The 1,320-nt window shown below is 56.1% G+C and carries 2 protein-coding genes; one reads left to right on the plus strand and one right to left on the minus strand.

Going from position 1 to position 1,320, the window contains the following annotated elements:
• The first annotated feature begins 255 nt into the window (after positions 1-255).
• Complete coding sequence (locus tag HBJ55_RS21860) at positions 256-429, plus strand: YqaE/Pmp3 family membrane protein (RefSeq protein ID WP_167120306.1); 174 nt, start codon at positions 256-258, stop codon at positions 427-429.
• A 147-nt stretch (positions 430-576) separates the two neighbouring features.
• Here the strand turns inward: HBJ55_RS21860 and HBJ55_RS21865 are convergent, their stop codons facing one another.
• The gene (locus HBJ55_RS21865; RefSeq protein ID WP_167120309.1) at positions 577-906 is read right to left on the minus strand and encodes a DUF952 domain-containing protein; all 330 of its coding nucleotides are present in this window, start codon (positions 904-906) and stop codon (positions 577-579) included.
• Between the last annotated feature and the right edge of the window lie 414 nt (positions 907-1,320).

Genomic DNA, 1,320 nt, shown 5'->3' on the forward strand with positions numbered 1-1,320 from the left:
GGTCAGCGGTCAGCGGTCAGCGGTCAGCGGTCAGCGGTCAGCGGTCAGCGGTCAGCCAGCAAAACCGTCGGACGGCTACACCTCAAGGCCGGCCTCGACCCGGCTGGCGCACCAAGAATGAATGAAGGGTTATGTCTGGGACACCTACCGGAAATTGTGTTTAATTTTCGAAACGGAAGGTCAGTTCGCGCGGACGACGCCGGAAAATACGCTAGGCTTGAGGCAGGATCAGGAGCCGCACCAAAGGAGTTGGATATGGCATTTACCGCAACAGACCCCATCAAGATGATCTTCGCCCTCTTGTTACCGCCAGTCGGCGTGTTCCTGGAGGTCGGCCTGAAGGGCCACTTCTGGCTGAACATACTGCTGACGATCCTGGGTTTCATCCCAGGCATCATTCATGCTTTCTACGTAATACTTAAACACTAGCAGCTTGAGCCTGTCACGTCGTAGCGCTCGAATCGGCCTAGGCAGGGAGTCGATAAGGTGCGGGGCGTCAGAATCAATTCTCTGGCTTTTTCCGCTCTCGCACCTTGAGCCAACGGTTGACTCACAGCGCCTCAGAGGCCTTCCCACCTACTTGTTCAAGATATCCTCGGCAATGGGCGCCACAGAGATCACACTATCGGTAGGTAGCCCCTCGATCCGGGCCAGTGGCCGCTGCCACGGTTCATTCGCAAGTGGCTCTCGCCATTCGATCTGTTCGGCAAAGCTGGAGGTGTCGACTTCAAGAAGCACGGGCTCTTCGTCGACTGTGAAGTATTTGTTGGCCGTATAGTGAACGGCTTCAGGGACATTCAAATTGACCCCATCGTCTTTCTTATCGTTGCCACAACGCGGGACGACACCTGCAGACTGTGCTTCCCTCCAAGTTGCTGCAGTCAGCACGCGAAATAGAATTTTCATGATGTATCCCTGCTTGGGTATATGCCCCCTCAAGCCTACTCGTGCGAGCCGAATAGCGCCAACCACCGAGCGATGAGAAGCGCTGCAGTAGCGGTATGGTGGCGCGCTTGCTGCGCCCGGCATTCTGGGCGAACTCGTGCAGGTAGCGCTCGATAGTGTCGTTCATGGTCACGCCGCGCTACGGCTTTGCCCACTCCCCCCTCACTTTTCTCTCTGAGCCGCTACAGGGTGCTGCTTGGCATCTTCGCTATGCCCATCGCTCAGCGCGCTGGACCGTAAGATGGGGTGAGCTGCCTATCGTCCCCATAAGATGGTGGCAATCCGCAACCTAGGGATTCTTATATGGACTCCCCCTTTGCAAGATGACGTTGAGATCGATCAACACTAAGGTCCAACTGCATCCTTATATTCGGC

Source organism: Billgrantia bachuensis (assembly GCF_011742165.1).
In the GTDB taxonomy this organism is placed as follows: Bacteria; Pseudomonadota; Gammaproteobacteria; order Pseudomonadales; family Halomonadaceae; genus Halomonas; species Halomonas bachuensis.